This is a genomic window from Flavobacteriales bacterium (assembly GCA_020435415.1).
Taxonomy (GTDB): Bacteria; Bacteroidota; Bacteroidia; order JACJYZ01; family JACJYZ01; genus JACJYZ01.
The window spans coordinates 48,476-72,733 of record JAGQZQ010000002.1; the positions used below are offsets into that span (position 1 = coordinate 48,476).

The following is a 24,258-nucleotide window of genomic DNA, read 5'->3' on the forward strand; positions in this document are numbered from 1 at the left end:
ACATTTCTTATGGCACTGGGAATCATATTGCCATCTTCCTCCCTTTACCCCCATTTGTCGTCCGATTTCATGAACGGACTCCGTCTGGGCCTGGGCAATCATTTGCTTTCAGATCTCTTTCATTTTGAAAGCATAGGCAAGGGATCAGACCCCGACAAGGTATCGGGAGTTATTCAGAAATTGCAGCTCCAACACGGGTGTACCCGGATCATCGCATGGTTTGCAAACCCGCTTGCTTCTTCCATTTATCCACTATTTACCGATGGCAACTGCACCCTGATACATACCAATGCAGGTGCACATCTGCCGCCTGAAGTGAATTCTCCCTACGTCGTATACCACTCCATTGATGCCTGGCAATCCACCTGGTCACTCGGAAAATACATGGCCACCCAGGGGCTTAAAAAAGTATTTTATATCGGCACATTTTACGACGGAGGCTACCAAACTGCCTACGCCCTGGACCAGGGACTATCAGAAGGTGGCGCTCAAATAACCGGATGGCATATTCCAAAACCTTCAGCACCCGACTTTGGTCTGGACATTTTAAAGAGCACCATTAAAGAGTCCGATGCTCAAGCCGTATTTCTTTCCCTTTCCGATCCGGATGCCGGCCCTTTCCTTCAGATGTTGCACGAAGAAAAAATGCTGGATGCACAACCCGTATTCTGCAGTCCGCTCATGACCGCTTCGAAAGATCTGGCTTACCATGAATTCGGAACTTCATTGACCAGCGCTACTTCCTGGATGCATGCCATTATACCCAACGAAGACAATCCGTTCGTTACCGCTTATTTGGATGCGCATCCTTCTCCCCCATCCGTATTTGCCCTGCTTGGATATGAATGCGGATTTCTGGCAAGCCTTACCTCTGCCGGCACACCTGTAAACCAGTTGATGCATGAAAAACTGGCCACATGGAGAAGTCCACGGGGCTTTCAGCAATTTATACCGAAACTGGGGAAGACAGAATCTTCCCACCAGCTTCTGAAATGGTCCACGGGTGATACCCAGGATGCCTGGCAATGGCTCGACATCCTTCCTTCCCCGGAAGCACTGGACGAGAAATTATTCAAAAGCCGCCAACAGGCATTCACCCTTTGGAAAGAACCCTATTTTTGCAATTAATGATGTTGATGTAAAACAAAATCCTATGAAACCAAACACCTACCTGGTTTGCCTGATGAGCCTCCTGTCCACCTTCGGCGTGGCTCAAACAAATCTACACACAGAATCCTTTGAAACAGATGGAGAAGGAAGTCGTTATACATCCGGTACATTTGCGGTGGTTTCCGGAGATTATTTTTTAAGAACCACAAGTGCATTTGCAGATTTAGAAGGCGATGTTTCGAGCGGAATAGATGGTTCCTATTTTTGGGTGGGTGAAGATGTTGATGATGCTACCAATAACCCCTTTTCACCACAGGCCATCCTGCAATTGCAGGATATCGATGTAGCCGGTTACAGCACACTCGAATTAAAAGTTTTGCTTGCTCAAACAGAAACCCCAAATGCGGATAGATTTGAGAACAATGACGGCCTTATTTTCCAGTACGCGATGGATGGTAATATTGGCACAATCATACCCGGAAGTGGCACTACCAGCGGCACATATACGACATTTGCGACCTTCCGAGGAAATGTATCCGGAGGTTTAGGAAGTCTTGCTTTAGATACCGACATGAACGGTGTAGGAGATGGCTCTGCTGTGACCTCAACACTTCAGGACTTCACCTTGTCTATTCCGGTTACAGGATCTACTTTGTCAATTCGTATTATCATGGCACAAGATCAGGGAACAGAAGAAATATACATGGACAACCTCCGCATCGAAGGAACGGTTGCCTGCACCGATCCCGACATCCCTACCGTTACCGCAACCGCATCCACCATATGCCCGGGGGCATCCTCAACACTTCAGATAACCGGCAGTCTCAACGATGCCACAGCCTGGAATGTCTACACCGGAAGCTGCGGTGGCAGTCTTCTGGGAACCACAGCTACTTCAAGCTTCAATGTTTCTCCGGCATCAACCACCACGTACTATATTCGCGGAGAAGGTGGGTGTGTAACCCCGGGAAGCTGCGGCACGGTTACGGTGACGGTGCAGGACAACACCGATCCGACCATCACCTGCCCAGGTAACCAGACCCTCATTGCCAATTCATCATGCCAGGCATCCTTACCCGACTATACCGGACTTGCCACTGCATCCGATGATTGCGATGCATCACCCACCATCACGCAATCTCCTGCACCGGGAACCACGGTCACAGGAGATGTGACTGTGACCCTGACCGCCACCGATGCCTCCGCGAACACCAAACAATGCAATTTCAATGTCGTCTTTTCAGACACCACCCGACCTTCTATCAGTTGTCCGGGCGATCAAACGGTTTATGCAAGTGCATCCTGCCAGACTTCCTTACCTAATTACACAGGACTGGCTGTCACTACTGATAATTGTGACGGATCTCCCGTTGTGACCCAGTCCCCTACCGCGGGCAATCCTATCTCTGCGAACACGGTTGTGACCCTGACTTCAACAGACGCCACCGGAAACACCAACACCTGTTCATTCAATGTGACCTTTTCAGACACCACCAGACCGGTCATCACCTGCCCATCGGATCAATCCCTTTATGCGGATGTCTCCTGCCAGGCATCTTTGCCCGACTATACCGGGATGGCTTCTTCTTCCGATAATTGTGACGGATCTCCTGTGATTACACAATCTCCTTCCGCAGGAAACATTATCACCGCGGACACAATGGTGGTGCTGACATCAACAGACGCTTCAGGCAATACCGACACCTGTTCGTTTATGGTGCACTTTTCAGACACCACACGTCCTGTTCTGGTGTGCCCTTCGGACCAGATTGCATACGTCAACGGGTCATGCCAGGCCACCATTGGGGATTATACAAGCTCCGTTACGCTATCGGACAACTGTGACGGTAGCCCGATACTGACACAGGCACCTCCTTCTGGAACTGTTATCACCGCAGACGCGGTCGTGACCATGACGGCAACGGACGGCTCTGGCAATGTGGCGACATGCACGTTCAATGTATTGTTTACAGACACCACCAAACCTGTAATCACCTGTCGGACGGATACGTTGATCTGCAATCCGGTATTCAGCTACACCCCACCGATAGGAACCGATCAGTGTGCGGGAGCCATCACCACCCAAACCGATGGCTCAGGGTATACATCAGGAAGCACATTCCCGACAGGCGAAACAGTACAGCAATATACAGTGACCGATGCCGGTGGAAATCAGGCCACCTGCCAGTTTACCGTGACCGTACCTCCCCCAAGCCAGGCCAATGCAGGCAATGACTTCTTCATTTGCAGTGCGGATGGTATGCTTGATGGAAATGTACCGCAGTACGGCACAGGAAGGTGGAAACTGATCCTGGGTTCTGCCAAGGTTCAGGACTCACTTGATCCGAAAAGTTCAATTACCGTGCTGGTTCCGCTACCCAGCGTAGCCTATTTCGAATGGTTTATTCAGGGGCCATGTGACTCCAGCAGAGACACGGTGATGGTCACACGCTATGCGCCTGTTGAACCTACGGTAATGGTAACGGATAGTCTTCTGACCTGCAATCCGGTTGCAACCACCTATCAATGGTTTTTAAATGGCGATACCATACCCGGCGCTACCAATAAAACATATGTTGCGCTTGTAACAGGCAGCTATACCGTTCATGTGCTGGACACAAACGGATGTCGCGACAGTTCGGAAATTGTGAACGTAATCATCACCGGCATTGCCGATGGTGGCAATCCTTACCAGGTGGAAGTTTTCCCCAATCCGTTCAGCCAGCAGATAAACATGGGCTTTACCCTTCCCGCAGGTCAAACATACCGGATCACGATGTATAATATCCTGGGCAAAGCAGTTGCCGGAGGTACCGGTACAGCATCAGGAGGCAGACAATCACATGCGATGGATGCAGCGGCGTTGCGCCCGGGTGTGTATTTTGTTTCGTTTGAATCAGGTCAGTACAAGGTTATGCATAAGCTGATCAGGGAGTAATGAAGGTTGCCGTATTTTTAAATTCTTACCTGGGCATTCCGGCGCTGGAAGAGATCCATCGATCCGGCATGCTGGGTCTGGTGGTCATTCCATCTGTGAATCACAGTGGAACGATCCGTGTTCAGGATATGATCAATGAAGGGAACCTTCCTTATGTCAGGGTCAGCCAGGACGACATGTCAACCAGGTTACCCGATATAATGCGTAAGGCAAATATTGACATCACGCTGGTATTCACATTCCCTTACCGCATTCCTGAAAATGTTCTGAATGCGCCCATCCTTGGGAGCATCAATTTTCATTTCGGAAAGCTACCAAAGTATCGCGGTGCCGAACCGGTTTTCTGGCAGATACGGAACGGAGAAAAAGAAGGCGCCATTGCCGTACATCGCATGACAGCAGACCTCGATGCAGGCCCCGTTTATCTCCAAAAAACACAACCGATTTCTCCCGGAGAGACACATGGGCTTCACATGATCAGACTGGCATTTCGCGCTGTTGAAGTACTGAAAGAGGCGTGGCCCATGATTACCGACCCGGCATTTCTACCCATCCCTCAGGAACGCTACGAAGGGCGGCATGCGAACAAACCCAGGTTGAACGACCTGTTGGTCGACTGGACATGCGATGCGGAAGATATTGCCGCACTGGTACGGTCCTGCAATCCCTGGAACCGCGGGGCAATCGCCTCCTTCAAAGGCATGGAGATCCGAATTACGCAGGTTTCGCCGCTACCTTCACATGGAGCGAATCCTGCTTCCCCGGGAACTATTCTCACTTCCAATGAGGTGGATGGTGTAACCATCCAATGCGGCTCGTCCACGTGTGTCCGGCTTGATGTGGTCTCTATGGACGAAGGCATCATGACAGGCATAGCCCTTTCAAGGCTTGGCTTTCCGGCAGGCGATCGGTTTGAAAATCTTGCCAAACGCACTCCACCTGTACATTCAGATCCCATTTAAGGGCACACCTTTCCGGAATGCCCTTAAATGGTCATGAAAATTTATTGAAACCGGGAACGCTCTTCAGGCAATCTCCACCAGGGTGATCTCAAATGTCAGATCTTTTCCTGCCAGTGGATGATTGGCATCCACAACAATGCTCTCCTCTTTCACTTCGGTTACGGTAACCACCATAGGCTGGCCACTGTCTTGCTGCGCCTGCAACTGCATACCGATCTCAGGTTTTAGCTCAGGCGGCAGGTTGGACTTGGCAACCTCTCCGATCAACTCTTCACGCACAGGACCATAAGCCTCGGCCGAAGGAATATTAACGGTTTTGTTCTCGCTTATGGACATTCCAACAACCGCCTGATCAAAACCAGGGATCACTTGTCCTTCTCCTACTGTAAACTCCAGAGGATCGCGTCCTTCTGAGGAGTCGAAAACTTCGCCGTTCTGAAGCGTTCCTTTATAGTGAACTTTTACGGTGTCTTTGTCTTTAGCTACGCTCATGATTGTAAATTAATCGATGTTGGCAGTCGTCTTTCGACTGCTTCCTTAGGGGGTCCTGTGGCGGCATAGCTTTTTCCGGCACGGGAGTATAAAGGTATGGAAAACATGGAGGAGAGCAAATTTGGGAGTAGACGGTAGACAGTAGATAGTAGATAGTAGATAGTAGATAGTAGATAGTAGATAGTAGATGGTGGGCAGGTGGTTGATTTGGGTTAGCAAATTTGTTGGCATTGGGTTTTGTATTAATAATTAGTGAATACAAAATTCGATGAATGTGCTTACCTCTTCTGTTCCGTCAATGTTGTATTGTCAATGCATGCAGGATACTCAACATGTTTGAGCCATTTTTGCATTTGATAAATCATTCAATTATTCGACGTATGATTCGCGCCGGTATATCTAATTGTCTAATTTCATCCCCGAACTTACAAATGCCATGAAAAAATCATCCTTCATACTCGGAATGGCAGCCCTGCTGCTCATCCTTGCAGCTGCCACCAACCCTTCTTCAGAAAAACACCGTGATGCGGTAAAATCCAAAGTGGAAAAGAAATTCAAAGACGTGGACAAGGAAAATAAACCGGAAAGTGCGCTGGGACGAATGGGCAAATCTTTGGGGCTGATGTTCGGAAAAGCATTCATGAATGAGATTACCGATAAGCTGGTGGACTGCGACAACTACATCTTCTTCTCCCTCACCAAGGTAAAAACCGACAACGGGGAACGGGTGATCGGCATGGGGATTTTCGGTCATGTGTTCTTATCTGAAAAAGTGGACCAGGCCATCAATGGCGAACTATCCGAAGATGACTGGGAATCATTGTAATTAACCGCTTGAATTCTTAACCTCCATGAAACAATATCCTCCACTGCAAATTGCAACAGCCGTTGGGTTGGTGCTTATCGCTTCTTTGCTTATCCAAATGGCCATGGATATTTCTCCGGTTTACTCTTCCACGATCTTGAAAGCCTTCAGTATGAATTTCCTGATCTTCTTTATTGATCACGATCAAAAACCAAAACTCACAAAAAGTATGAGCACACTCGCTTTTGACACATAAATATATGTAACACCTAACCTCCGAAAAATGAACCTCCACACCACAAACTACACAAACACATTTATTACAGTAGCAGAAGATTGCCCGGCTAAAACAGGCGAAATCCCACCGGCAGAAAAAGACAGATTAACTGCAGCAGCCATACAACATGAATGCATTATCAAACATCCATACCAGTACACATCGGATGACATTCTGTTTTTGGTCTATGCCCTGCACAACGAACTCAGCCTGTCGGAATATGACACCGCCAGAGAAGTGTTCTTCTCCAAGGATCAGCCATGTTTCAGATCCTCCCCTTTGCCCAGACGCTATGGATGGGGAGTGCATTTTGATGCACGAGGCAAGATCGCCATTTATGGAATGGAAACACCGGACTACAAGAAATTCGCGGAAGACAGGAACCTGAATGTGATACAAGCCATGCGATCCTCCAAGCTTATCAGATGACATCCACCAGATCTCCTTTGTTCACGATCGTGCTCTCGCAATTCTGCTGCACGTCGTTATGGTTTGCAGGCAACGCCGTCATGGGAGATCTGGTAAAGGATTTCGGTCTTCAAGCTGGCAGCCTGGGACATTTAACTTCAGCTGTGCAATTCGGGTTTATCACCGGCACGCTTGTTTTCGCCCTTCTCACCATTGCAGACCGATACTCACCGTCAAAGGTTTTTTTGATCAGTGCATTGCTGGGCAGCATGTTCAATGCAGGTGTGATCTGGGAAGGAAATACCATTAGCACCCTTCTCATTTTGCGGTTTCTCACAGGTTTTTTTCTGGCCGGTATTTATCCCATTGGCATGAAGATCGCCGCAGATCATTATGAAAAAGGACTGGGAACATCGTTGGGATTCCTGGTTGGCGCACTCGTGCTTGGCACAGCTTTCCCTCATTTGCTAAAGGCGTTGACATCCGGACTACCCTGGCGGATGGTTCTCATGCTCACCACATGCCTGGCCATCTTCGGCGGACTACTCATGAAAACCCGGGTAAGCGACGGACCATACCGAAAGGCAGGGCAAAAACTAAAACCAGCAGGCCTGTTTACAGCGTTTCAGGACACCCGGCTAAGGGCTGCCACATTTGGCTACTTCGGTCATATGTGGGAGCTATATACTTTCTGGGCATTTGTGCCGGTGATGCTCACAGCCTATGTTTCGGAACATTCACAAGCCAGTCTGCACATTTCCGCATGGTCTTTTGCCATCATTGCCATTGGTGGTCCTGCCTGTGTTGCAGGCGGGTATCTTTCCAAACGATGGAGTGAGAAACGAACTGCGGCACTGGCGTTATCCATCTCCGGATTGTGTTGCATTTTGTCATTGTGGTTCTTTCACGTGAACAATTCCATAGCATTCCTTTCGTGCATGCTGATCTGGGGCATGTCGGTCGTGGCAGACTCCCCCTTGTTCTCAACACTGGTCGCCCGCCATGCCCAACCGGAAATCCGTGGAACGATACTCACGATGGTAAACTGTATCGGTTTTGCCATTACCATAGTGAGCATCCAGGTTATGAACTTTTTAAAGAACGTATGGCACATGGAAGATGCCTACTGGATCCTGGCCTTAGGTCCTGCACTGGGGTTGATCGGAATGTTCCGAAAAAAGCAGAAGGTCCATGATATGGCCTGATTTCTCAGAAGTGTATCCGTTTGATAATATCGTAAAAGAATAGAAATGTTTTCCTTTGCACATTCAACAGGAAAGCATGATCAGGAGAATACTCAAACGCATACTCACGGGAACACTTGTACTGATATTAAGCATCATTATCATGGCAACAATATTCACCAAAGTGAGTCCGCAATTCGGGGGCAGTCACAGTTCGGCGGACCAGGAACGTTATCGCGCATCCGGGCACTACAACAATGGCAAATTTGAAAATCTGATCTCCACTGAGCTGAACGCAGGCCCGAAGGTCATACTCGGATGGATGAAAGAAACAATCAAGGGCATTCCCAACAGAGAACCCGCACATGCGCTTCCCATCGAGCACGTAGACTCTTTAACCCTTGTTGATCATGACAGGGCCGACCGGCTTCTATGGTTCGGCCACTCGGCATTCCTTTTGCAACTGGAGGGTAAAAACATCCTGCTGGACCCTATGCTGGGAGAAGTATGTGCGCCACATCCATGGCTCGGACCAAAGCGTTATTCAGATGAACTTCCAATTGAACTTGAAAAGTTGCCGGTGATTGATGCGGTGATCTTCTCCCACGATCATTATGATCATCTCGACTACCCTTCTGTGATGAAACTGAAGGATAAAACAAAAGCCTTTTATGTACCGCTCGGCGTGGGTGCACACCTGCGCTCCTGGGGCATTGAACCTGATCGGGTGCATGAATTGAATTGGTGGGAGACCGTATCCCATGAGCACATCACATTTACCTTCACACCCAGTCGGCACTTCTCCGGAAGAGGGATGACAGACCGCTATACCACCCTTTGGGGGGGCTGGGTGATCAAGGGAAGCAACAGAAATATTTACTTCAGTGGAGACAGCGGGTATGGTCCGCACTTCAAAGAAACCGGTGAGAAGTTCGGACCGTTTGACCTGGCATTGGTTGAATGCGGCCAGTACAATATGCGGTGGCATGACATCCATATGATGCCGGAAGAATCCGCACAGGCGGCCGTGGACCTGAACACGAAGGTTATGATGCCCATCCACTGGGGCGCTTTTACCCTCTCTTTGCACGCATGGAATGAGCCTCCGACACGCCTGATAAAGAGTGCATCGGAACTGAACATGCCCGTTATCACACCCAAAATCGGTGAGATGATTTTATTGGATCATTTGATGGAGTCCGGTTCAAAATGGTGGTAGCGCATACGAATAAATTCCACCCTTCACTATCCGCTCCACCATGTTCAAAAGGTCAATACAACAGCCACACTTCTTGCTATATTCCCAATTTTGCGCTTTCTTTAGTGCATACGTCCGACCGGAAGTTGGAAAGGATGCCTGATAATAGTGTCATGGAAGAATGAGAAGGCTTGTCTATATTATTTTTATTGCCGGAATTCTGAATTCATTCGGAGCACATGGACAATCAAATGCCGATACATCCGAAGTTCGTGCGAATGAATTGCTGGAGAAGCTGGCCTTCTATCCACTGACCCTTGATGAAAAGAACGAGCTCAGACATATCACTTTTTATATCCAGAACAAGGGTTTTCTACTGGAAGAGCAACATCGTAAGTACCGCGCCGCACTTAACTACATTGATAAAGCCTTGTATATCTGGCATGCGGTCAAAGACACTTTGAGCGAAGCCAATCTCCGAAAATACAGGGGCCTTTTACTGGGGCAACTGGAGCGCTATAACGAAGGTAAACATGAGATCCACATCGCGGAAAATTTATATGGACTTGTAGGTTTTACCGACGGATTGGCTGTGTGTCATTTTGATCTCGCCAAAGTTTATGGCCTGGAGGGGCGTTATGACTCTGCCTGCTTTTATGCACAAATGGCCATGGATCACTGGGATGCAAAGAAGGACACTTTCCGGATTGTGACCGTTCGCAACCTTATGATCCACCTCAATCTGAGCAATAACGATCTACAGGCCGCTGCCGAATTGGTCAGGATCACCGAGCCATTTCTGGTTTACCGGGGACTGCACTGGCTGCCCATGATCGATTTTTACTTTCTGGGATATGAAGTACATAAACTAATGAATTCGGGAGACCTGGCTGATAAATACCATACCCTTTATTACGACAGGCTGGTATGGTTGAAACAAAAAGAGATAGAAGCACGGTCAACGTACGCTCCGGATTCCTGATAAAAAAAGAACCGTCCCTTTTCAGGAACGGTTCTCTACAATCCGATTGATTTCTTTTATTACCAGATCACAGCCCGCTTATCCCCGGACTGCACCATGGCATCGCCTTCTGAACATCCGAATGCTTCCTTGAATTCGGAAATATTCGCAAGCGGTCCGAGGATGCGCTGACGTCCGGGTGCATGAGGATCGGTGACCAGACGCTGACTCAACTCAGCATCATTGATGTTCTGCTTCCACACATTGGCCCATCCGAAGAAGAACCGCTGATGATAGTTGTATCCATCAATATCCGCAGGCTTTTCTTTTCCCTCGTATGACTTTTCAAGTGCGTAATACGCAAGTATCAATCCACCCAGGTCTGCAATATTCTCTCCGAGCGTCAGGCTTCCGTTTACAAACTCTCCCGGCAGCGCCTCGAATTGATTAAACTGTGAGACCACCATTCCGGAACGGTCGTCAAAGCGCTTGCGGTCTTCATCACTCCACCAGTTATTCAGATTACCACTGCCATCATATTTACTGCCCTGATCATCAAACCCGTGGGTAAACTCATGGCCGATCACCGCACCGATCCCGCCGTAGTTCACAGCGTCATCCGCGTTCGGGTTATAGAACGGTGGCATGAGAATGCCAGCTGGAAAAACGATCTCATTCTGGTTCGGACTGTAATATGCGTTCACCGTTTGCGGCGACATGAACCACTCGTCTTTATCAATAGGCTTGCCCAGCTTGTCCACCATTTCCTTGAACTCATACTGTGACGCACGCTGACTGTTCAACACCAGGGATTCCCGGTCGATATGAAGTGAACTGAAATCCTTCCACTTATTCGGGTATCCGATCTTGTAGGTAAACGCTTCCAGTTTTTTCAGGGCACTGGCTTTTGTTGAATCACTCATCCATGTTAATCCGTTGATTCTTTCACGGAAAGCGGAGCGAAGATTTTCAACCATTTGCTCCATGTACTTCTTGGAAGAGGGAGGAAAATATTTCCCCACAAATGCCCTTCCCAATGCTTCACCCAATGCACCATTGGTCATTTGGAGCGCCTTTTTCCAGCGTGTCTTTTGCTCTTTTGTTCCCCTTAATACGGTATTGTAAAATGCAAAATCCGCATTCACGAAATCGCTGCTCAGGTAAACGGAGGAATGTTCCAGCAGATGCCAGATCATGTATGTTTTCCAATCATCCAGTTTCACATTGGTCAGGGTCACCTGAAGCGCTTTGAAAAATTCCGGTTGTCCTACCACAAACTCTCCTGCCACTTCACTATTCACACCCGCTCCGGCCAGAAAAGCATCCCAGTCCAATGAAGGGGCAAGGCTTTTCAACTTGGCCAGTGGCATCTTGTTATAATTCTTTTCCGGGTCCCTTAATTCAATCCGGGTGCGCGAAGCTTTCGCCAGTTTGGTTTCAATGTCCATTACGGTCTTGGCTTTGGCGGCTGCAGTGGCTTCATCGGCACCGATCAATTTGAACATGGTAGCCAGATGCTTCAGGTATTCATCCCGGATCATTTTGGAACGATCATCGGTATTGAAATAGTAGTCGCGATCCGGAAGCCCCAAACCACCTTGATAAAGCTGAGAAATGTATTGTGAACTATTGCGATCGTCCTGAGCTACAAAAAAGCCGAAAAGATTACGCACTCCTTTGGTTTGAAGGTTGGCAGAAAGCGTGGTCAGTTCCTTCAGTGAGGTAATGGCATTGATCTCTTCCAATTGGGCTTTGAGGTCTGAAGCGCCCTTCTTTTCAATATTATCGGTATCCAGTGCGGAGTAATAGTAGTCGGCTGCAACCTGCTCATAACTTCCCACCGACAGGTTTTCCTTTTGCAACAGTTCTTCGAGCAGACCTTTGAGCCGTTCATTATTTTCTTCTCCCAGAATATTAAAGCTACCCCAGCGACTTTCCGTTGAAGGCACCGGATTGTTCTTGATCCAGTTCCCAACGGCAAACTGCTCAAAGTTGGCACATGGCGATACTGTCGTATCCATGTAAGCAATATCAAAACCGACGGGACCGGCCGGCTTGCTTTCACCTGCAGTTTCTTCGCCGGTGGTTTTTTTTCCTTCACCGCATGCGGTCATGATCAGGGCCAACGAATAGGCCAGAACCCTTGCGGGACTAGTAAATGGGTGTTGCATAGAATTAGTTTTGAAACGTTAAGGGAGCCCCAAGATATTAATCCTTTTGGAGATTCCGAACAACAGACGGTAATAATTATGCGATGTTGCAGCAGGTTGAACTTACTTGACAAGAACTTCATAGGAAGGGCTGGACGCCCACCGGGTTTCCTGCAACTCACTCAGGTGAAAGCTCAGCATATAAACCCCTCGCTTCTCCGGCGTGGGAATACGCACCCTATGCACAACGGTATCCTGCCAGGGACGATCCACATCAAACACCGATGCATCCCAGGTGATGAGTTCATTGTGCTCTATATCCCGAAAATCAGCTGAAATAAATATCGGGTGATCTTCCGGACCAGGTGGCATGATGACTTTTCCCGGCGGAATAACAATACTAAGCGTGGCTCCGGCATAACGATCTTTGTGGAAAGTTGAAGCGATCTTCACCGCACTGATCTTCACAGCTCTCCAGTCATGAAAAGCATGAAGGTCCTGAACACGTAAGGGTATGCCGGTCGGGCTGACCATGGTATCACCGCCAAGTAAGTACTGATCCACCAACAACACCGAACGACCTTCCAGTTCATCATATCCGTTTGTCAGGTCAAACTGGTTGGGGCGGCGGCTGATGTTCAGCGGCATAACCTGCTCCCCTCCGTAATACCACAACTTGGACGCCAGCTGATATCCGCCGGCCACAACCGGACGACCACCGGCCCTGTCCATGATCTTCCCGGCGAAGGTCTTCCACCCATGAAATTCAGACAACTTTTCATTCATCGGACCAAAAGAAGCATCGGGAAAAAACATCATCAACCTAACGGTGAGCAAACAAGCAGTAACCGGACCTGCTATCCATAAAAATACTTTTCTCAAATCCTGTCGTTCAGATAAAAATCCATGGGCCAGGTATATCAAAGGAAACAAGGCCGACGCGGTCCAGTTGGCTTCCATCTTTCCCTGGATCGACCATCCAAGGAAAAAAAGGAAGATGCCTGCTAGGATAAATTTAAGGGTACGCTCATAGGGATTGTCACGACGATGACGCAAGGCAGCATACCAGATAAGCAATCCGCTCAACGGTCCCATCACAATGGCCTGACCGCTCAGGTAATCCAATACATTCATGATATTCGGAGTGCCTTCAAACCTTCCGTTCAGGGCAAAACCGATACCATCAGCTCCCCTGCTGTTCAACCACCAGAGGTGCGGCAGATATAACACAACGGAGGCCAGTGTCATCAGCCAGAACGAACGCCTCATCAGCCAGGACGGATTCGCCATCACCGTAAGGAGGATCACAATGGCACCATGATACTTACTGTACATCACGAAGGTAATACTGAGCACCATAAAGAGAACTGCCTTCGGTGTTGGTGCCTCCATATATTTTCTCAATGCCATGTAATAGCAAGTGACCGCCAGACCCAGCGGACTATCGGGAGCGGTAACAAAGCCTCCGGCATTCAACAGGATATTGGAAGATATGAGAGCGATCAATAAAAGAGGATCTTTAAAAGAAAGCATTCGCGCCCATAGCCATATGACCAGGGTTGAGGCGATTACCGTAAGGAAGCGAACACCCAGTTCTCCGTGAAAAATGCTGGTTCCTGCTTTGATCCATAGCGCCACCATCGGAGGATGCTCAATGTATCCCCAGGCGGGAAACAAAGACCATGTCCAGTAATAAGCCTCATCATGTGCCAGCTCCACCCATGCGGCCTGGAATAGATTAAGTAGCGTCCAGCCTATCAGAAATGATGGGAAAAGAAGTCGGTATGTACTGCCCGGTGATGACATGAGAAACAAATATAAAGGTTCAAAAGGAGATGAATGATGAATGTATTTCAATGCCTTCTCCATGCGGGTTGTGCATATCTTGATGTGATTTGCTTATCTTGTATTTATGCGGACAAGTTCAGATCAACCCATGAAGCAATCATCCATCGAAACGGTAGATGAATATATAAACAGTCAGGCGGCTCCATTTAAAAAAACGCTGACCGAACTCCGCGAACTGATCCTGTCCGTGGCACCTGAGGCAAAAGAGATGATCAGTTACCGTGTGCCATGTTTCAAGTACCATTATATGTTGGTTGGCATTGGTGTAAATAAAAAGTTTTGCAGTCTGTATGCCATGAACACCGCACTGCAAAAGGAATTGAAGGAAGACCTCAAAGGCCTGCGCATTTCCGGATCCACCATCCACTTCATACCGGGAGAGCCATTGCCGAAGAACCTCATCAAAAAAATCGTACGCTTTAAGAAAAAGCAGAATGAGGAAAGGGTGATGAAGAAAGAGAAAAAGAGCTAGCATATGAGATTGATGGGGAAACCCTTTTTCCGATTCGCTATCCATCTCTGCCTGTTTATCTCGCTTACGACGGGAACCCAGGTAGGGGGACTGATCTACCTGGCCTGCCTTCCCCTTTTCAAAATAATTAACCGAAAATACGCCGGGTACTGGAAACGCCTTACCGGAAAAACCGTCCTTTTCTTTCTTACCTACCTGATCACGGTGGTGACGCTGGTCCCTCCCCTGGCCGTTCGCCTTGGCAGGGTGCCATTGCCTCTATTCGGGAATAACAACCTTAAACCGTTGACACTGTTTACCTGTCTGCTGAACCGCCATTACGTCAAACCGGAACTGAGGGCATCTCTTGAACGCGTCGCCGATCAACTTCAGAAGCAATACCCCGGAACGTCGATCAGTTACCTGGATGCCAATTTCCCGTTCATTAACAAGTTTCCGTTGTTTCCGCACCTCAGCCACAATGATGGTAAGAAGGTAGATCTGGCATTTTTTTATACACAGAAGGGAATTGAGTTAAACGGTGTTTGTCCCTCTCCCATAGGATATGGCGTTTACGAAGGACCTGCCAGAAATGAATTTGATCAACCATCCGTCTGTGCTGCGCAAGGATACCGGCAATACGGGCTTCTTGAAAAACTGGTACCGCAATCTAAAAAAGGGCAAATGCCTTTTGACTCCGCCAGAACCAGAACGCTGGTTAACATGCTTGCCGGAGAACCCTTCATAGGTAAAATCTTCATTGAACCACACCTGAAAACCCGGCTGAACCTTCACTCCACCAAGATCAGATTTCACGGTTGCCAGGCCGTGCGGCATGACGACCATGTGCATGTTCAGCTTCGTTAATCAAGCACAACCCCGGAAAGAGGTCGAAACACCTAACCTTTCGGTTCCCCACCTCGTAAATAATTACGAGGTGTGGCTTTATTTAGAAAACTAAAATTTTTTTAGTAATTTCGTTCCATGCCCCCAAGGCATAATTGGTAGAGACTTAGAGTGTAATTCTGTATTTATTGCTTCACGAACCGACCGGGTGTTTAAACCCATGGTCGAATATAGCGGGTATTTCGTTAGATCGGAAACCTAAATATTTCGTAACCTAAACGTTGAACGAAATGAATGTTCATGTCCGTAACCTGATCATTGTATTCCTGTTGATGTGCGCTACAAACATCAGGGCACAAATCCATTCTCACCATGAATCATTGCCCTCCTGGGATGAAATCATGGCAGAAGAGGCCATCCAAACACAAGTCGTTCTCGACTATCATTTCCTGAACATTGAACTCAAGGAAGCCATCTTCAGGAGACTAAGGGACGCTCATCCGGAATTTGCTTCCATGCATGAGTTCTACTTCAAACACTATTACCTGATCACGGATGGCATGTACTATGAACTGGCAGGCAAACCATCCGTCACCCCGGCTGAATTAAAGGAAACGGTTGACCGTCTTGCTGAATCCATGATCGGACACTTTAAGAATTCCGGGTATACTCAATCTGCAAATACCAATGCAGTCACTCCTATTGACCCTATCAAGCTAAGCCAGGATAAGTTCAGACGGACACCTCAGGGCCCGGGAGATGATTGCAACAACCCCGATTTCGAAACGTGTGACTTCACCGGCTGGGAAACCTATATAGGTGAAGTGAATCCTAATCCATACCAAATGGTGAACATCACCTCCACCAATGTCTGGTGCAGCGAAGTCACCAACCAGTGCACCAATATGCCACCACCGGACCCGACCTGCGGATGCGACCTGGGTAACGGGCAAACCCAATGTGGAAATGGCTGTACGGGATCTTCTACGATCAATGGTGTTTGTACCTGCACCAGTTGTCCATGTGCAACCAATAGCCACCACTATATTGTGAACGGTGGCATAGATGAAGTCAGCAATGTGATTCCAAAAGTATTTCCTGGCGGCGGCGGGTGCACAGCCCTGATCGGCGATAAGACCGGAACCGGTGGCAAGGCAGCCAGCATCGTTCAAACTTTCAGGGTTAGTAAGGCAAACGCAAACTTTATCTACCACTGGGCGGCTGTACTGCAGGATCCCGGTACAAGCCATACAGCAGGAGAAAAACCTTTTATCAAGATCAACTTTTACGATTCCAATGGCAATACGATCCCATGCGGAAACTATGAGGCCTACTCAGGAGACGGCAAAGACGGATGGGTCGCCGGAGGTGCATTCAGTCAGTTTGTGTACAAGAACTGGACAACGGTATTTGTTCCGTTGGATGCCTTTATCGGTCAGGAGTCACTTTTGAATTCATTGTCGGAGACTGCTCACAGGGAGGACACTACGGCTATGGATATGTAGACCTCAGTTGTAACTCCTTTGACATCCTCGTAGGCTCGGAAGTCCCCTGCGGTGAAACAACACTGTGCGCCCCTGCCGGTGCAGCATCTTACCAATGGTCTACCGGTGAAACCACCGAATGCATCAACCCTCCGGTCACCGATGATTACTATGTAACCGTGACACCATACACGGGTGTTTCCTGTTCCGCCGTACTTGACACCTCCGTGGTCATCGGTCCGAAATCCGTGACGGCAGATTTCACTGCTACCAGCGGTTGTATTGGTGACGTGATCAACTTTACGGACAACTCAACCGCCTCTGGAACAACATTGGATACCTGGTCATGGGACTTTGATAACAACGGTACCATAGATGATACCAACCAGAACCCAACCCACATCTACAATACCGCCGGCACCTATACCGTAAAACTCACGGTAACAAGCCCGGATGGTTGCACCCACACCATCACACACACCGTAACGATTTCAGAATGCGGCGTTGATGTGGATCTTACCGGCGACGTCATCTGTGAAGGTGAATGCACGGACCTGGAAGCCACCATCGTATCCGGCGCAGGCCCCTTTACCTTCAGCTGGAGCCATGACCCGTCACTTACCGGGGCCGGACCGCACCAGGTCTGCCCAACCGTAACCACCGACTATACTGTAACCATTACCAACGGCTCAGGGTTTACGGACCAGGCCACTGCCACGGTCACTGTCAACCCGTTGCCCACGCTCACCACCTCCATGACAGGAACATCCTGCGGCGCCTGCGATGGTAGCATTACTGTTAATGCATCCGGCGCCACATCATACACCTATCAATGGAGCAGTGGTTGCTCAACTGCCACCTGCAACAACGTTTGCGCCGGGCCCTATTCTGTCACAGTAACCAGCGATGCAGGCTGCGTGTCCACAGCATCCGTTACCGTAACCAATACCAACGGACACCAGATTGAACTCGACTCAACAGATGTCGCCTGCTTTGGTGATTGCACGGGAACTGCTACCGCCAACGTGACCGTACCCGGTACACCACCATATACCTATACCTGGTCCAATGGTGCAACAGGGAACGGAACCAGCCACACGATTACCGGATTGTGTGCCGGAACATACGATGTGACCGTCACAGATGCCTCGGGTTGTGAGGCTATCGGAAGTACATCCGTTAACGAACCACCCGCATTGGTCATCAGCCATACGTCGGTTAACAACCCATGCTTCGGAGATGCTTTGGGGTCAATCGACCTTACCGTCTCAGGAGGAACATCAACGTATACCTATGACTGGGACAACGACGGAACCGGTGACAATAATGACACCGAGGATTTATCCAACCTGCCGGCAGGCACTTACTCAGTTACGGTAACAGACGCCAACGGATGCACCATCACCGATCAGGTAGTGATCACCGAACCAACCCAACTTGTAGTCAGCACAGTGGTAACGAATGTTAGCTGCGGAGGGGCCGACGGAGCCATTAACCTGACCGTTTCCGGGGGTACAACGGCATACACTTTCAACTGGAGCAACACCGCAACCACCGAAGACCTGACGGGTATATCGGCGGGTATCTATACCGTAACGGTCACCGATGCGAACGGCTGCACGATCAGCATCACCGACACAGTGATCGAACCTTCAGCCGTCGTATTGTCCGTGACCACGGTTGATAATCCGTGTTTTGGAGATCAAAGCGGAAGCATCGACCTGACCGCCAGCGGAGGCAACCCGGGATACACTTTCAATTGGAGCAATGGCTCAAATGCGGAAGACCCAACAGGTCTTGCCGCAGGGACCTATACAGTTACTGTGACGGATGCCAGTGGTTGTACGAAAACAATATCGGCTATCATTAACGAGCCTGCACCACTGGTGATCACCGGCTCCACCACCGATGAAAGCTGTGAAAACTCAAATGGAACGGCTACCATTTCTGCCTCCGGTGGCACACCAAATATTGGATACCTCTGGGATAACAATGCCACTACCTCTGCTATATCCGGGCTTCCTGCAGGAACCTATTGTGTCACGGCCACAGACGACAATGGATGTACCATTGACACCTGCCTGAGTCTCATCAATATTCCGGGTCCGGTTGCAGGTATCACCGGCACGAATGTTTGCCTGGGAACTCCAACGGATTTCACTGACCTGTCCACCGGAAATGTCGCTACCTGTTTGTGGGATTTCGGTGATGGCACAACCTCAACAACATGCGGAGATCAACCACATACCTATCAGGACACGGGCACCTATACGGTCATACAATGTGTTGCAGATGCAGGTGGTTGCCAGCATTGTGACAGCACCCAGGTGAGTGTTTACCCTGCACCGGTGGTCTGCTTCAGCGACTCTCTTACCGGATGCGTACCGCTCACTCAGCAATTCACGAATTGTTCCCAGTTCACCGGTACATGCTATTGGGATTTCGGAGACGGCAGCACCTCAACCGACTGCAACCCGAGCCATGTATTTACCATACCAGGATGTTATGACATCACCCTGACCGTCACATCACCGCAAGGGTGTGTGAGTTCACTTACCAAAGATTGTTATATCGAAGGGTATCCATGGCCAACTGCAGACTTTATCAGCAACCCTACAGAGGTCTCCGTGCTGGACCCCATTATCGATTTCTTTGATAAGAGCACGGATGCCGTGAGCTGGGAATGGGATTTCGGCGACAGCACATCGGCTGAATTCATCCAGAACCCGAACCATACATACCAGGATACTGGCTGCTATACAGTAAGACTGATCATCGAGAACCAGTATGGCTGCATTGACACCATGTACAGGGATGTTTGTGTGAAGGACATCTCTTCCATTTATGTACCCAACGTCTTCTCTCCGAACGAAGACGGCGTCAACGACATCTTCAGACCGGTCCATTACGGTTATTGCGAACTGGAGATGTATATCTTCGATAGATGGGGCAACCTGATTTACCAGACCACCTCACTGACCGGAGGCTGGGATGGAACAGCGAATAACGGCCCGGATCCCGTCCAGGAAGACGTATATATCTGGCTGATCAAAGCGGTGGATTGCAATGGCGAACCATGGAAAAGAATAGGCCATGTTAGTGTTGTACGATGAGTTGATCGGTCATTTCCATTCGAAATATGGTTTGAATGGTTGAAAAGGAAATTTGGCAATGTCGGAAATAACACTATCTTTGGCTCTTAACACATTTTTTAACAGTACAATACAATAATGAAAAAAGGAACAGTAAAGTTCTTCAATGAAACAAAAGGTTTTGGTTTCATCAATGAAGACGAGTCAAAGAACGAATACTTCGTACACGTATCGGGATTGATTGATGAGATCAGACAAGGTGACGTAGTGGAGTTTGAACTCAAAGAAGGAAAAAAAGGCATGAATGCAGTAAACGTGAAAGTCGTTTAATCATTCTACCTTAAACTTTTAACTGAAGCCCGCTGGTACCAGCGGGCTTTTTTTGTGGATGTTGCTAGGTGTGAGGTGGTGATTTGGTGATGTGATGACCTGCCAGCCGAAGCGCCAGCCATTGTGATAGCAGGCTGGCCTGCCAGCCGAAGCATTAGCCATTGCGCAGGCAGGCTGGTTGGGAAATTGCTACACTTCGGGTAACGACAAGCATACGGTACGGCAACTTTAAACCTTAAACCTTAAACTTTAAACCAGAAACTAACTTTCCAACGACCGCCACAAATACCAGCAACCGATGGTCCGGTAAGGTTTCCATGGGCTAGATATGCGGTTCATCGTGCGTTCGGAGGGGCCGGATTTAAAGCCGTATTGTTCCCGTATCGCCCGTTGAATGCCCACATCACCTACCGGAAGGATATCCATCCGGTTAAGGGAGAACATCAGGAACATATCTGCGGTCCAGCTTCCGATCCCTTTCAATTCAATCAGGTTCTTTTTAACCGTCTCGTCATCCATGTTTTTCATGGCATGGAAATCCACCATCCCTTCATGCACACGTTTTGACAAGTCCAGCACCCAGCTGGCTTTGGCATTGGATAATCCGGCGGCCCGTAATTGATCCGGGGAGTATCTTAATATGTTTTGCGGATTCATATCGTGATTAATGACATCCATCATCCGTTTCCAGATGGTATCAGCAGCTTTGGTAGACAATTGCTGGGAAACGATGGCCCCAAGCAAGGAGTGGTAGGGTTCTTTAGGCTTAAGGGTATATGGTCCATGGTCACGGATCAATTGCTTCATCACCGGATCAGCAGTAGATAAATGGTTAAGGATTTCTTCTTTCTTCATGGACATTGAAATTTGATAAGGCCTTACGCGCAGCCGCCAAATTAGACAAACTCCTGTTTTTTATTTACCCCCGCACGAAAATGCGATAACTTTTCCCAACGGTATAATCCATCTGCCATAACTTGTGATCGGGGTGGGGCCTGCAGCGTCCCTCACTAACTACTATCTACTATCTACTAACTACTATCTACTAATTCGTAACTTCGGGGTTCACAAAAAAACATAACCATGTCTATCAGAAAAGCCAATGCCGTATGGAACGGCACACTCAAAGAAGGAAAAGGCACCATGGCCTTTACCGGATATAACGGTCCGTTTACTTTTGCTTCCCGTTTTGAGGAAGGCTCCGAAACCAATCCGGAAGAACTGGTGGGTGCTGCCCATGCAGGATGTTTCTCCATGTTTCTTTCCGCTTTGCTCTCTGGCGAAGGACTGAACCCTGAAAGCATTGAGACCGTTGCCAGTGTGACGCTGGAAAGAGATGATACCGGTCCGGTCATCAACCGCATTGTTCTGAACAGCAAAGTAAAATGCGAAGGACTTTCAAAGGAAAAGTTTGATGAACTGACCGCCAAAGCAAAAGCCAACTGCCCCATCTCACGTTTGTATGCCGGAAGCACGGCAGAGATTGTGCTGGAAGCAAGTTTGCAGACAGTTCTTGCGTGAACGGGCAGTTCACGCCAAAGTTTTTCACTTTACTAAAACAAGGCATTTCCAGAAAGCAACTGGGTATCGACGTCATGTCCGGTATCGTTGTAGGCATCGTAGCGTTGCCTCTGGCTATTGCTTTTGCCATAGCTTCGGGAGTATCACCTGAAAAAGGATTGATAACAGCGATAGTTGCCGGCCTGACTATTTCCATCTTTGGAGGCAGCAAGGTCCAGATCGGTGGTCCTACCGGAGCTTTTATAGTGATCGTATTCGGCATTGTACAGCAACACGGTGTAGGTGGCCTTATAATAGCAACGTTCCTGGCCGGTTTTCTCTTAATCGCTCTGGGGTTGGTTCGTGCAGGTAAGTACCTTCGTTTTATCCCACATCCACTGATCATTGGTTTTACCAGTGGCATAGCGGTTGTGATATTTTCTTCGCAAATCAATGAACTGTTGGGGTTAGGGATTGACCATATTCCCGCTGGATTTGTGGAAAAATGGAGATCATACACCTCGCATATAAACAGCCTCAACATCTATGCTTTGGGGATTGCTGCCGGCACTATTATTATTACCGCGAGCTTTCACAGATTGTCTCGAATGGTTCCGGGGTCTATCATCGCTATTCTCCTCTCCACAATTGCCGTTTACGTTTTCCACCTGCCTGTTGACACCATTGAAAGTCGTTTCGGTGAAATCCCGGGCAGTCTGAGTTTGCCGGTGATTCCCGAAGTAGACTTCAACACCATGGGTTCGTTAATCAGGCCCGCTATTACCATTGCATTATTAGGAGCGATCGAATCACTTTTATCGGCCGTGGTAGCAGACGGGATGATCGGGGGAAGGCACCGACCCAACATAGAGCTGGTGGCACAAGGTGGTGCCAATATCATATCGGCGATGTTTGGAGGTATCCCTGCGACAGGAGCCATTGCACGTACAGCCACCAACATAAGGAATGGAGGAAGAACCCCCGTTGCCGGGATTGTACACGCGCTTACCCTTCTGATCATCATGATAGCATTGGCTCCATACGCCAAACTCATACCACTAAGTTGTCTTGCGGGAATACTTTCAGTGGTTGCTTATAACATGAGTGAATGGCGTCAGTTCGTATCAATACTAAGGAGCCGCAACCTTGAGATACTGATCCTTCTGACTACATTTCTACTTACAATTATTTTTGACCTTGTACTGGCTATTGAAATCGGGTTGCTGTTATCCTGTTTTCTTTTCATGAAAAGAATGAGTGATACCTTTTTGGTTCAGGGCGCAATTGTCAATCATAAAAGAGAGGATGAACTTTTCCAGCAAGAACTGAATTACCCTGCTGATAAGGTCACGTTATATGAGATTAACGGACCACTATTCTTTGGCGCTGCTCAGCAATTTGCCGATACATTGACCGACTTACGTGTCAAGCCCGGCATCATTATTCTGAGGATGCGTTATGTGCCGTTTATTGATGCAACGGGCTACCACAGACTTAAAGAAGTTATTCGTTCTTTTGAAAAGCAAGAAACATGTGTGTTAATTTCCGGCGTAAGTGAGGAACTCATGAAAGATTTTGAAGTCAACAACCTATTCACTTATGTCAAACAAGAAAGAGTATTTAAGGAAATTGAAGGTGCATTGAACTACGTACGGTCCGAACTAATTTGCTGATATTTATCAAATATGATATTCTCTTATATGGTTTTTTCACAAAGAATATCCATTTTTAGATTAATATATAGGTTAACAATATAACATAACCCATGCAGGTCAAAGCAAATTCCCCGGAAGATTACATCCGGAAGATACCGGAGGAAAGACAGGCGACAATGCAAAAACTGCGGCAGGTGATCAGTGATCACTTGCCGCCGGGTTTCACCGAAACCATGAACTATGGCATGATCGGGTATGTTGTGCCTCACTCCGTTTACCCCGATGGATACCACTGTGACCCAAAACAACCCCTGCCTTTCATGAATATCGCTTCACAGAAGAACTATATCTCGGTATATCACATGGGATTGTATGAGGGGCCCCTGCTCGATTGGTTTAAGACCGAATATCCAAAGCACACCGGTGCCCGGCTGGATATGGGAAAATGTTGCATACGTTTCAAAAAGCCGGAACAGATACCGTTTGAACTGATCGGTACACTTGCCGGAAAGGTAACTACAGAAGAGTGGATCCGGATCTATGAAAGTCAAATCAAGAAGCAGTAAG

At 48.3% G+C, this 24,258-nt stretch carries 20 protein-coding genes; 16 read left to right on the plus strand and 4 right to left on the minus strand.

Features of this window, described 5'->3' with window-relative positions; translation table 11 throughout:
* Window positions 1–9 precede the first annotated feature (9 nt).
* Genes KDD36_00940 through KDD36_00950 form a run of 3 tightly spaced genes read left to right on the plus strand, consistent with a single transcriptional unit; the run spans window position 10 to window position 5,010 of the window.
* Window positions 10–1,128, plus strand: coding sequence for an ABC transporter substrate-binding protein (locus tag KDD36_00940; protein MCB0395184.1), 1,119 nt, complete (start codon window positions 10–12; stop codon window positions 1,126–1,128).
* Between the two features lie 25 nt (window positions 1,129–1,153).
* Window positions 1,154–4,048, plus strand: a complete 2,895-nt coding sequence (locus KDD36_00945) for an HYR domain-containing protein (GenBank protein ID MCB0395185.1) — start codon at window positions 1,154–1,156, stop codon at window positions 4,046–4,048.
* Window positions 4,048–5,010, plus strand: coding sequence for a hypothetical protein (locus KDD36_00950; protein ID MCB0395186.1), 963 nt, complete (start codon window positions 4,048–4,050; stop codon window positions 5,008–5,010). Before KDD36_00945 ends, KDD36_00950 begins: the two co-directional genes overlap by 1 nt.
* Before the next feature lie 63 nt (window positions 5,011–5,073).
* Here KDD36_00950 and KDD36_00955 read toward each other — a convergent pair whose 3' ends face one another.
* The gene (locus KDD36_00955) at window positions 5,074–5,502 is read right to left on the minus strand and encodes a peptidylprolyl isomerase (protein ID MCB0395187.1); all 429 of its coding nucleotides are present in this window, start codon (window positions 5,500–5,502) and stop codon (window positions 5,074–5,076) included.
* Between the two features lie 436 nt (window positions 5,503–5,938).
* Here KDD36_00955 and KDD36_00960 point away from each other — a divergent pair, with 436 nt between their 5' ends.
* The 6 genes from KDD36_00960 (at window position 5,939) to KDD36_00985 (ending at window position 10,356) form a co-directional block, all read left to right on the plus strand.
* Window positions 5,939–6,328, plus strand: coding sequence for a DUF4359 domain-containing protein (locus KDD36_00960; protein ID MCB0395188.1), 390 nt, complete (start codon window positions 5,939–5,941; stop codon window positions 6,326–6,328).
* Between the two features lie 25 nt (window positions 6,329–6,353).
* Window positions 6,354–6,563, plus strand: coding sequence for a hypothetical protein (locus KDD36_00965; GenBank protein ID MCB0395189.1), 210 nt, complete (start codon window positions 6,354–6,356; stop codon window positions 6,561–6,563).
* A gap of 27 nt (window positions 6,564–6,590) precedes the next feature.
* Complete coding sequence (locus KDD36_00970; GenBank protein ID MCB0395190.1) at window positions 6,591–7,013, plus strand: hypothetical protein; 423 nt, start codon at window positions 6,591–6,593, stop codon at window positions 7,011–7,013.
* Window positions 7,010–8,197: an MFS transporter gene (locus tag KDD36_00975; GenBank protein MCB0395191.1), complete on the plus strand. Its 1,188-nt coding sequence runs from the start codon at window positions 7,010–7,012 to the stop codon at window positions 8,195–8,197. Before KDD36_00970 ends, KDD36_00975 begins: the two co-directional genes overlap by 4 nt.
* A gap of 76 nt (window positions 8,198–8,273) precedes the next feature.
* Complete coding sequence (locus tag KDD36_00980) at window positions 8,274–9,395, plus strand: MBL fold metallo-hydrolase (GenBank protein MCB0395192.1); 1,122 nt, start codon at window positions 8,274–8,276, stop codon at window positions 9,393–9,395.
* Between the two features lie 160 nt (window positions 9,396–9,555).
* Entirely contained in the window at window positions 9,556–10,356 is an 801-nt protein-coding gene (locus KDD36_00985; protein MCB0395193.1) for a hypothetical protein, read from the plus strand.
* A gap of 59 nt (window positions 10,357–10,415) precedes the next feature.
* Here the strand turns inward: KDD36_00985 and KDD36_00990 are convergent, their stop codons facing one another.
* Both KDD36_00990 and KDD36_00995 read right to left on the minus strand, forming a co-directional pair.
* Entirely contained in the window at window positions 10,416–12,506 is a 2,091-nt protein-coding gene (locus tag KDD36_00990) for a M13 family metallopeptidase (protein MCB0395194.1), read from the minus strand.
* Between the two features lie 102 nt (window positions 12,507–12,608).
* On the minus strand, window positions 12,609–14,354 hold the full coding sequence (locus KDD36_00995; protein MCB0395195.1) for a glycosyltransferase family 39 protein: 1,746 nt from the start codon (window positions 14,352–14,354) through the stop codon (window positions 12,609–12,611).
* A gap of 43 nt (window positions 14,355–14,397) precedes the next feature.
* Between KDD36_00995 and KDD36_01000 the strand changes: the two genes are divergently transcribed.
* From KDD36_01000 to KDD36_01015, 4 genes are all read left to right on the plus strand, one after another.
* A complete protein-coding gene (locus KDD36_01000) occupies window positions 14,398–14,805 on the plus strand; it encodes a DUF1801 domain-containing protein (protein MCB0395196.1) in 408 nt (135 codons plus the stop codon).
* Window positions 14,806–14,808: 3 nt separating this feature from the next.
* Window positions 14,809–15,651 carry a hypothetical protein gene (locus KDD36_01005; GenBank protein ID MCB0395197.1) on the plus strand — a complete coding sequence of 281 codons (843 nt, stop codon included), beginning with the start codon at window positions 14,809–14,811 and terminating at the stop codon, window positions 15,649–15,651.
* 1,333 nt (window positions 15,652–16,984) lie between these two features.
* Complete coding sequence (locus KDD36_01010; GenBank protein ID MCB0395198.1) at window positions 16,985–20,227, plus strand: PKD domain-containing protein; 3,243 nt, start codon at window positions 16,985–16,987, stop codon at window positions 20,225–20,227.
* A gap of 117 nt (window positions 20,228–20,344) precedes the next feature.
* The gene (locus KDD36_01015; protein ID MCB0395199.1) at window positions 20,345–20,536 is read left to right on the plus strand and encodes a cold shock domain-containing protein; all 192 of its coding nucleotides are present in this window, start codon (window positions 20,345–20,347) and stop codon (window positions 20,534–20,536) included.
* Between the two features lie 261 nt (window positions 20,537–20,797).
* On the opposite strand, the gene KDD36_01020 is transcribed toward KDD36_01015, so the two are convergent.
* Window positions 20,798–21,391 carry a DNA-3-methyladenine glycosylase 2 family protein gene (locus KDD36_01020; protein MCB0395200.1) on the minus strand — a complete coding sequence of 198 codons (594 nt, stop codon included), beginning with the start codon at window positions 21,389–21,391 and terminating at the stop codon, window positions 20,798–20,800.
* Window positions 21,392–21,619: 228 nt separating this feature from the next.
* On the opposite strand from KDD36_01020, the gene KDD36_01025 reads away from it, so the two are divergent.
* From KDD36_01025 to KDD36_01035, 3 genes are all read left to right on the plus strand, one after another.
* On the plus strand, window positions 21,620–22,057 hold the full coding sequence (locus KDD36_01025) for an OsmC family peroxiredoxin (protein MCB0395201.1): 438 nt from the start codon (window positions 21,620–21,622) through the stop codon (window positions 22,055–22,057).
* 74 nt (window positions 22,058–22,131) lie between these two features.
* Window positions 22,132–23,709 carry a SulP family inorganic anion transporter gene (locus KDD36_01030; protein MCB0395202.1) on the plus strand — a complete coding sequence of 526 codons (1,578 nt, stop codon included), beginning with the start codon at window positions 22,132–22,134 and terminating at the stop codon, window positions 23,707–23,709.
* A 92-nt stretch (window positions 23,710–23,801) separates the two neighbouring features.
* Window positions 23,802–24,257, plus strand: coding sequence for a DUF1801 domain-containing protein (locus tag KDD36_01035; protein MCB0395203.1), 456 nt, complete (start codon window positions 23,802–23,804; stop codon window positions 24,255–24,257).
* Window position 24,258 lies beyond the last annotated feature (1 nt).

Bases quoted from the DNA above. Each gene is read 5' to 3' on its own strand.
- KDD36_01030 (MCB0395202.1), top strand. From the start codon at position 22,132: ATGTCCGGTATCGTTGTAGGCATCGTAGCGTTGCCTCTGGCTATTGCT.
- KDD36_00985 (MCB0395193.1), top strand. From the start codon at position 9,556: ATGAGAAGGCTTGTCTATATTATTTTTATTGCCGGAATTCTGAATTCA.
- KDD36_01010 (MCB0395198.1), top strand. From the start codon at position 16,985: ATGGGTCGCCGGAGGTGCATTCAGTCAGTTTGTGTACAAGAACTGGAC.
- KDD36_01025 (MCB0395201.1), top strand. From the start codon at position 21,620: ATGTCTATCAGAAAAGCCAATGCCGTATGGAACGGCACACTCAAAGAA.
- KDD36_01000 (MCB0395196.1), top strand. From the start codon at position 14,398: ATGCGGACAAGTTCAGATCAACCCATGAAGCAATCATCCATCGAAACG.
- KDD36_01035 (MCB0395203.1), top strand. From the start codon at position 23,802: ATGCAGGTCAAAGCAAATTCCCCGGAAGATTACATCCGGAAGATACCG.
- KDD36_00940 (MCB0395184.1), top strand. From the start codon at position 10: ATGGCACTGGGAATCATATTGCCATCTTCCTCCCTTTACCCCCATTTG.
- KDD36_00945 (MCB0395185.1), top strand. From the start codon at position 1,154: ATGAAACCAAACACCTACCTGGTTTGCCTGATGAGCCTCCTGTCCACC.
- KDD36_00965 (MCB0395189.1), top strand. From the start codon at position 6,354: ATGAAACAATATCCTCCACTGCAAATTGCAACAGCCGTTGGGTTGGTG.
- KDD36_01015 (MCB0395199.1), top strand. From the start codon at position 20,345: ATGAAAAAAGGAACAGTAAAGTTCTTCAATGAAACAAAAGGTTTTGGT.
- KDD36_01005 (MCB0395197.1), top strand. From the start codon at position 14,809: ATGAGATTGATGGGGAAACCCTTTTTCCGATTCGCTATCCATCTCTGC.
- KDD36_00950 (MCB0395186.1), top strand. From the start codon at position 4,048: ATGAAGGTTGCCGTATTTTTAAATTCTTACCTGGGCATTCCGGCGCTG.
- KDD36_00980 (MCB0395192.1), top strand. From the start codon at position 8,274: ATGATCAGGAGAATACTCAAACGCATACTCACGGGAACACTTGTACTG.
- KDD36_00975 (MCB0395191.1), top strand. From the start codon at position 7,010: ATGACATCCACCAGATCTCCTTTGTTCACGATCGTGCTCTCGCAATTC.
- KDD36_01020 (MCB0395200.1), bottom strand. From the start codon at position 21,391: ATGAAGAAAGAAGAAATCCTTAACCATTTATCTACTGCTGATCCGGTG.
- KDD36_00960 (MCB0395188.1), top strand. From the start codon at position 5,939: ATGAAAAAATCATCCTTCATACTCGGAATGGCAGCCCTGCTGCTCATC.
- KDD36_00995 (MCB0395195.1), bottom strand. From the start codon at position 14,354: ATGGAGAAGGCATTGAAATACATTCATCATTCATCTCCTTTTGAACCT.
- KDD36_00955 (MCB0395187.1), bottom strand. From the start codon at position 5,502: ATGAGCGTAGCTAAAGACAAAGACACCGTAAAAGTTCACTATAAAGGA.
- KDD36_00990 (MCB0395194.1), bottom strand. From the start codon at position 12,506: ATGCAACACCCATTTACTAGTCCCGCAAGGGTTCTGGCCTATTCGTTG.
- KDD36_00970 (MCB0395190.1), top strand. From the start codon at position 6,591: ATGAACCTCCACACCACAAACTACACAAACACATTTATTACAGTAGCA.